The sequence below is a fragment of the Synechocystis sp. LEGE 06083 genome, assembly GCF_015207725.1.
GTDB lineage: Bacteria > Cyanobacteriota > Cyanobacteriia > Cyanobacteriales > Microcystaceae > Synechocystis > Synechocystis salina.
On sequence record NZ_JADEWJ010000221.1, the window covers coordinates 1 to 6,775 of the forward strand.

6 protein-coding genes and 1 pseudogene are annotated in these 6,775 nt (G+C 49.7%); 4 read left to right on the forward strand and 3 right to left on the reverse strand.

Going from position 1 to position 6,775, the window contains the following annotated elements:
* Positions 1-922 (reverse strand): hypothetical protein (locus IQ219_RS15005; protein WP_194073140.1); only part of this gene is annotated, 922 nt, incomplete at its 3' end.
* Between the two features lie 102 nt (positions 923-1,024).
* Complete coding sequence (locus tag IQ219_RS15010; RefSeq protein WP_190595526.1) at positions 1,025-1,873, reverse strand: prohibitin family protein; 849 nt, start codon at positions 1,871-1,873, stop codon at positions 1,025-1,027.
* Positions 1,874-2,098: 225 nt separating this feature from the next.
* Here IQ219_RS15010 and upp point away from each other — a divergent pair, with 225 nt between their 5' ends.
* From upp to IQ219_RS15030, 4 genes are all read left to right on the forward strand, one after another.
* Positions 2,099-2,749 carry a uracil phosphoribosyltransferase gene (gene upp, locus IQ219_RS15015; protein ID WP_194073141.1) on the forward strand — a complete coding sequence of 217 codons (651 nt, stop codon included), beginning with the start codon at positions 2,099-2,101 and terminating at the stop codon, positions 2,747-2,749.
* A 70-nt stretch (positions 2,750-2,819) separates the two neighbouring features.
* The gene (locus tag IQ219_RS15020; protein WP_194073142.1) at positions 2,820-3,119 is read left to right on the forward strand and encodes a hypothetical protein; all 300 of its coding nucleotides are present in this window, start codon (positions 2,820-2,822) and stop codon (positions 3,117-3,119) included.
* Between the two features lie 93 nt (positions 3,120-3,212).
* Positions 3,213-4,091: an MBL fold metallo-hydrolase gene (locus IQ219_RS15025; protein ID WP_194073143.1), complete on the forward strand. Its 879-nt coding sequence runs from the start codon at positions 3,213-3,215 to the stop codon at positions 4,089-4,091.
* Positions 4,092-4,233: 142 nt separating this feature from the next.
* Complete coding sequence (locus tag IQ219_RS15030; protein ID WP_228017165.1) at positions 4,234-5,763, forward strand: TAXI family TRAP transporter solute-binding subunit; 1,530 nt, start codon at positions 4,234-4,236, stop codon at positions 5,761-5,763.
* A gap of 169 nt (positions 5,764-5,932) precedes the next feature.
* Here IQ219_RS15030 and IQ219_RS15035 read toward each other — a convergent pair.
* Positions 5,933-6,775: pseudogene (locus IQ219_RS15035) on the reverse strand (bifunctional DNA primase/helicase); the annotation flags it as partial.

The window sequence follows — 6,775 nt, forward strand, 5'->3', positions numbered from 1 at the left end:
AAACCATCTCCCCCGCAAAAGCTCGCCGAAAACCATCTAAGATAGCGCCCAACTGCACCATAAATCCCATCATTAACATCACAAATAACAGGAAACCCGATTCCCGAAAAATTTGTTGAATTAATAGCCAAGAATCCCCCCAACGCCAACGGGAAAAAATCTGCCATTTACGTTCTGTCCTTTTTATTCCCACCCCTTGTCCTTGTTCTAATAGTCGTGCTTCCTCCTGGGTTGTAATGGGATTCAAAGCATAGGCTCCTGGTCCATGGCTAGCTTCAAAGCCCACTGGCACCGGTTCCCCCAGCAATTCTTGGATCGTGGCGATCGCCTCTAGCACCCGGTCAAGGTTTTGATCTTCTTCAAAAATCCAATCAGAACCATCGTACAGAAGCAGTTGCCCCTGCCACACCGTCGCCAACTTATCCTGAAAGGCTCCCCCCCTAATTTCCCGCCGCCGCACACCGATGGCCCGCACTTGCCCTGGATTAAATTCCATAGAAAGGGGAGGGCGTTGGGGTAATTGCAGTTGCCAACTTAAATTTCCAGCCCTATTGAGACGGAGGTAAACCCGACGAATGTAATGTCCCCTCTGAAAATTTTTGTGGCTGATGGAGTTGTCAATAAACCAAAAGATAAAAAATAAGGTAAATAACCATTGACTAGCGGTACGAAAGCTAAATGTTAGCCAAGCAAGAAGTAAAAAAATCAAAAAAAGGATGAGATTAAAAGCTTCGTTGTTTTGTACTTCCCCCGCCCACAACTCCTGCCACATTATTTTCAACAAACTGGTGTAGAGGAATTGGAAAATTTTCTTGAGCTGGACCAAAGGGGTAATGGCCAGGGCATAGGGACTGGGGGAAGGATAAAGAATGGTGCCCGTATACACCGGCTGGGGTTCGGCAATATTTTCGTTATCTGCCATGGGGAACCTCAGTGGAAAAAATAGCGCTATCGGATTATGTTAAGTGGCCCCCAAAGGTCAGTCAGGGAAGCCACCCTGGGACCAATAAAGTCCCTGCTGTTGCTAGTTGGCCAGGTCAGTCAGGTTAAACATAAAGGGAATGGCTGCCCCTTTGCCTTCTCCCCCCATCACCAAAACCTTGGGCATGGGAGCACCTCCTTCCCGCCAAGCTTCGATCGCCTCTTTTTGTAGGACCAATTCCCCCCCCTGGGCTTTTAAAGTTTCCGCCAGTAACCGTTGGGCTTCCGCCTTCCCCTTGGCTCGGTTGATGTCCGCCTGGGCCTGTTGTTCCGCTTCCTGAGCCACATACACTGCCCTTTGGGCTCGTTGTTCGGCGATTTGTTTTTCCTCCACTGCCTTGGCAAATTCGGGGGAGAAGGCCAAGTCCACTACGCTCGTATCCAGGACAATAATGCCGTATTTCTCCAGGCGGGAATTGAGGGCGTTGTCAAAGTCTTCTTTCAACTCACTGCGTTTGGTAATAGCTTCTTCCACTGTGCGCCGGGCAGCGGCAATTTTAAAAGATTCCTGGGTTTGGGGAGCGATGATTTTGGCCACAATATTTTGTAGCGTGCCCTGGGTACGGCGAATGGTGACCACTTCGGTGGGATCAAGACGGAAGTTAATGGCAAAGCTAGCAGACAAATCCTGTAAGTCCTTAGTGGAGCTTTGGGCCGGCACTTCAAATTTTTGCACCGTCACATCGTAAATATCCACCGAGGATACTAGGGGGGGCTTGAAATGAATACCTTCTAGTAAGGCTCCGTCTTGGGCCTTACCCAACACACTCAACACACCGGCCTGACCAGGGTTAATCACCACAAAGGAGTTGAAACTCAGCAGGACTAACAAGGCGGCAATCAGCCCCCCCACAATGGACTGCCAGCCGTCAAAGGATGGTTGTTTGCTCATAATTCTTGTCTGCCTGTCGTTGTACTTGGGGGAGATCCCTGCCCAAAGTATGGCAGAAAACCCTTCCCTTCCCAATGCCTCGACTTGCGGTAACCCGATCTGAGCTACAGTGGAACTTTGAGGCGAGTTGTTGCTGACGGTGAGATCACACCCCAACTTTTAGCCAACTTTGCGGTTCCCCAACGGCCAAAATTAAGTTTTAGATATCAACTTTTAAGTTTTCCCATGGCTTCTCAATTACGTGTTTATGTGCCGGAGCATCCCTTAATTAAGCATTGGTTGGGGGTGGCTAGGGATGAAAACACGCCGCCGGTTTTGTTTAAAACGGCCATGGTGGAATTGGGGCGTTGGTTGACCTATGAAGCTGGTCGTTATTGGTTACCAACGGTGGATACGGAAGTAACAACTCCCCTGGCGATCGCCAAGGCTAGCCTGATTGACCCCCAAATACCCTTTGTAATTGTGCCGATTCTACGGGCGGGTTTGGGATTATTAGAAGGGGCTCAAGGTTTATTGCCCCTGGCAAAGATTTACCATCTGGGTTTGGTGCGCAATGAAACTACCCTAGAGCCCAGCCTTTATCTCAACAAATTACCGGAGCAATTTGCCCCCGGCACCCATCTTTTATTACTTGATCCCATGTTGGCCACGGGTAACACCATCATGGCGGCTCTGGATTTACTGATGGCCAGGGGTATTGATGCCAATTTAATCCGTTTAGTCTCCGTGGTGGCGGCCCCCAGTGCCCTCCAGAAATTGAGTAATGCCCACCCCCATTTGACCATCTACACCGCCATGATCGACGAACAGCTCAATGACCGGGGTTACATTGTGCCCGGCCTAGGGGATGCCGGCGATCGTTGCTTTGGTACTTGATGACGCCGTTAAACTAGTAATCAAATAATTACAAATTTCACCCCCCAAAGTTAAAAACAGGAGTAAAATCATGGCCCAAAAAGATAACTTCGCCGGAGGATTTTTATTAGGCACAGTCATTGGTGGTGTGGTAGGGGGAATTTTAGGTTCCGTCCTGGCCAATCGAGCTGCCATCCAAAGCCCCGACCAGGAAAAATTGGACACTGAGGGGGTAGGAAATCTCGATAGCGAGGAAAATATTGAGTTGGCCCGCCGTCGTCTGGAAGACAAAATTGCCCAACTTAATTTGGTTATTGACGATGTCCGTGACCAGTTAGGCCACGTCAACGAACTAAACAATATTAAGGAAGTGCAAGAAGAACATCGCTAATCAATCCCAGCCGAAGGCTTTTCCTCACAATTCCTTTGGTCTAGTTGAAGTTACCGCCATCATTGCTAGGGAACCAGAGGAAGTGACAGTCCAATGACATTCAAAATTAAATTTTGGGGAGTACGGGGTAGCATCCCCTGTCCAGGGCCAACAACACTGCGCTATGGGGGCAACACCACCTGTGTGGAAATGGCGATCGGACAGGAACGGCTGATTTTTGATGCGGGTACGGGCATCAAGATGTTAGGGGATAGTCTTTCCGGCAAGGGGGCAGTGTCGGCCCATATTTTCTTTACCCATAGTCACTGGGACCATATCCAAGGATTTCCCTTTTTTGCCCCCGCTTTCCGCCCTGGTAACTTTTTTCGAGTTTATGGCGTGCCCACCCCCGATGGCATGACCATTGAACAACGACTCCATGAGCAGATGTTACACCCCAATTTTCCTGTGCCGTTGCAAACGATGCAGGGCATTGTGGCCTTTTATGATTTGGAGGTGGGGGAAGACATTGTCATTGATGATATTAAGTTACAGACCAGGCCGTTGAATCATCCCGGGGAAGCCATGGGTTATCGGATGACTTGGCAAGGCATTACGGTGGCCTTTATCACGGATACAGAACATCTCCCCGATCGCCTGGATGGGAATGTGTTGGCATTGGCCCAGGATGCGGATGTGTTGATTATTGACGCAACCTATACCGACGAAGAATATTACGATCGCCAGGTGAGCAAGGTGGGTTGGGGCCATTCCACCTGGCAAGAGGCGGTGAAGGTGGCCCAGGCCGCTGGGGTAAGGCAGTTAATTCTTTTCCACCACGACCCTGGCCATAATGATTCCATGTTAGACGGCATATTGAATCAGGCTAAACAACAATTTCCTGCCACGGCGATCGCCAAAGAAGGCATGGAAATCAGCCTAACCCCTGGAACAATGGACAGTTCCCTGGCAACCATTACCATAGTGGAGTGAAGTCAGTCTATCTTCAATGGATTCGGCTCCTGAAATCACTATTCGAGCTTTGCCGGCCGGAGGTAGCGGTACTTTTCATCTCCCCCATTCGCCACCAGCCTTGAGATCTAGTCCAGTTTTGAACCTTTTTACCCTGTCCCCATTGGCCAATAATTTTTCCCTACAGAAATTACTCCAACATCGACTCCGCTGGGCTGTGGTTGTGATTGTCTTTTTGCCCCTGGTATTCGTTGGTTGCACCACCAGGAGACCCACCACCGTTACCCTGTCCAGTGGCAGTAACCTCAGTGCCTATGCCCGCATTGGTCAACAAATTCAGGAATCAGCGGCCACCGTGGATTTAGTGGTGGAAGATGAAAAAAATTCCCAGGGTTCCCAACAAAATCTACAGCGGCTATTGGATGGGGAAGTGGATTTTGCCTTAGTGCAATTGGATGTGGCCAGCGAAGCCATGAAAGCGGGGGATGTGGCCGCCGTGGCCATTTTGACTGAAGAATATGCCCACATTGTTGGCCGCAAAAATGACAATGTGAATACCTTGAGGGACTTAGAAGGCAAAAAAGTTAGCATTGGGCCCCCCGGCAGTGGCATCAACTTCACCGCCACCCGCTTATTTGACTCCACCAGTTTGACCATTCAGCCCTATACCCAATCAGCTCTAGGGCTGGGCTTGCAAAGTTTTACTGCCCCCGACAGTCCTTTGGATGCGCTGGTGTACGTGGGGCCCCTCAAGGCCAGCGATGAAGTGCGGGAACAATTGACCATTGTTAGAGATGTTAATTTTGTGCCCCTGAGCGAAAGCTTTATTAATTACCTGACTTTGCAGTTTCCCGAGTCCTATCGCAAAGCCTATATTCCCCAAGGGACGTACCGCGCTTTGCCTCCCTTTCCCTCGGAAGATGTACTCACCATTTCCACCGGGGGGGCGTTGCTGACCAGGCCCAATGTGGGTCGGGAAAAGGTAGCCCTGATGACCTGGGCGATTTTTGCCAATTCCCGCCAATTCGCTTCTTTTTACCCCAAATTAGCAGCGGAAAATGGCTCGGTTAATCTTTATGAAGGTCTGCTGTACATTCATCCTGCGGCCATCCGCACCTATCGGGAGGGAGACCCCCGCATTGCTTGGCTACGTTATCTCCAGGACAACAAACCCCTGCAGGCCGCTTCCATTATGCTGTTGAGCACCACCACCATTGGTTTTTTAATTCGGGGTTGGCGCAAGCGTAAAACGGAAAAATTCCTAGTGGGCCATCGTCAGGCGATCGCCGATTTGGGCACAACCGCTGGAGAAAACCCCCAGGAAGCGTTAAGGGAAATTGAAAGTTTAAAGCAGAGCTATCGTTTGATGTTGATTGAGGGTAATTTGGCACCGGATTTGTATCAACAAATTGAAGGAATGAATGAAGTTTTCATCGAACAATGTCGCATGGAAATTAATCGTCAGCAGGATAAGGATTTAACCAAAATCATTGGCGGTTTAACTGAGGTGCAACAATGGCAAGGCCATAATACGCCTTGGATGACGGAACATCTCCGACAATGTCAGGAAATTTACCGAGAAATGCTCCTCAAAGGACATTTGGATTTTCCCACCTATCTCAATCTGTACCAAATGCAACTGCTGTTGGATATTCTCACCAGTCGCCCCCAGCCCACCATGGAAAGGGTTTAATCCGTTGCTGGTTTCTGGATAGGAACCTACGACCTCAGCTTAAGCGGGTCGGAGTAGTTCACTCTACCGTTTGAATTAACATCAACTGAAATTGACTTCCCCTAGCTAAAGCTATTGGTTTGTCGAGTCCATTTATCCAAGCTCCCTTGTTTAGTCCTAGACATCAGAGCTACCCCAACTCCAGGCTAAGTTGCACAAAGGGCTGATTCTTGTCCTCCACCCTGGAAGCACTCTGTAATTTTTGCCAGTAGTCCGCCATCCATTGTTCTGAACTGCCGGGACATTGGCGATCGCCTTGGAGCCAAGCTTGGAAGACCTTTTCCCGGCCATCCTGAGGGCAGGTGATTTGATAAATTCGCACCCGCTTTTTCTGCACAGTTTGGGTGCGGACTAATTTAATGCCAAAGCCCAGTTTTTCTAGGAAGCGACGCACAATGGTGATGGGACTGGCATTTTTGGCCAAACCAATGCCCACCACCGTTTTGATATCATCCCGGTTCGCTAAAGCTAATTGGCCCAAAGCGATTAAATCCTCATCCAGGGCACATAATTCCCGTTGGGGATGGCCGAGGAGAATAGGAATACCGATGATGTCGTAGGTGCCGATGATTGCCCCTAACTGGGAGCCATTAAAGTCCGGCAGAAAGAGACTACCCTGTCCTTGATCCAATAGTAAACGGGCAATTTTGGCATCCCGATCGCCTAGGAATGGTCGCCCCACAGTGAGAAAGTAATGCCAACGCAGTTTTTGATACCAATTTTGGTCATCTTTTTGCACTAGGTCGGCCGTCACAGGGATGCCGTAGCGTTGGGCCAGTTCATGGCGGCGTAACCTTTGGCGTTCCCGGCCATTTTTCACTAGCCTTTTCTTTAATTGTTGATATTCCGGCTCCGTTAACGGTTGAGCGTCGGCGATCGCCTGGCAGTCAGCGAGATAATTTTGGGTTCGCACCGCTTCAATGGCCTGTTGCAGGGGCTGAGGGGCGACCGTACTGAGGGGATGGTCTGGGTC

Bases quoted from the DNA above. Each gene is read 5' to 3' on its own strand.
- IQ219_RS15025 (WP_194073143.1), top strand. From the start codon at position 3,213: ATGACATTCAAAATTAAATTTTGGGGAGTACGGGGTAGCATCCCCTGT.
- IQ219_RS15020 (WP_194073142.1), top strand. From the start codon at position 2,820: ATGGCCCAAAAAGATAACTTCGCCGGAGGATTTTTATTAGGCACAGTC.
- upp (WP_194073141.1), top strand. From the start codon at position 2,099: ATGGCTTCTCAATTACGTGTTTATGTGCCGGAGCATCCCTTAATTAAG.
- IQ219_RS15010 (WP_190595526.1), bottom strand. From the start codon at position 1,873: ATGAGCAAACAACCATCCTTTGACGGCTGGCAGTCCATTGTGGGGGGG.